This window comes from Psychrobacter sp. 1U2 (genome assembly GCF_051847575.1).
This window is the reverse complement of the sequence record NZ_JBPYDC010001437.1, coordinates 1-600: the sequence shown is the minus strand read 5'-3', so window position 1 is coordinate 600 and position 600 is coordinate 1. Positions and strand designations below refer to the sequence as shown.

The following is a 600-nucleotide window of genomic DNA, read 5'->3' as shown; positions in this document are numbered from 1 at the left end:
TTGATAAACAGCAATGGGTTGTATTAATACTGACCATTTTATTTTGTGGGGGTACGCTACTTTTGCGTGATGATATTTATCTGCGTTGGAAATCGCCGATTATCAACGGTATCTTTGCGTTAACGCTGATTATCAGTGCTGCGATTAATAAACCCTTGATGCAGCTTGCCATGAAAGAGGTCTTTTCGCTTACTATGAGTGGCTGGAAAAAGCTTACTATCGCTTGGGCACTGTTCTTCGCCTTTATGGGCTTTTTACATTATATCACGGCATTCACGATGTCTGATGAGGCATGGATTAACTTTAAGACCTATGGCTGGATTCCGATTATGCTGGTGTTTGTTGTCGCTCAATTTGCGGTATTAAAAAAGCATTTAAATCCAGCTTTAACTGATAAGTCTGCAAAATAAAAAAGTATTGCGATAATAACCAACCCTTATTGTCAAATTGACATTATCATTATAAATCATCATTTTTTATTTTTACTATTCATAAAGGAAGGGTCATGTCCTTATTTGCCATCATCGGTCACGACGTCGCCAATAGTACAGCACAGCGTCAAATCACCCGCGCTGAACATGTTGAGCGCTTACAGCGGTT

At 39.2% G+C, this 600-nt stretch carries 1 protein-coding gene; it reads left to right on the top strand.

The window, feature by feature from the left end; genetic code table 11:
• The coding region (locus ACS8FD_RS22510; protein WP_439277495.1) for an inner membrane-spanning protein YciB at window positions 1-410 on the top strand (410 nt) is incomplete at its 5' end.
• Between the last annotated feature and the right edge of the window lie 190 nt (window positions 411-600).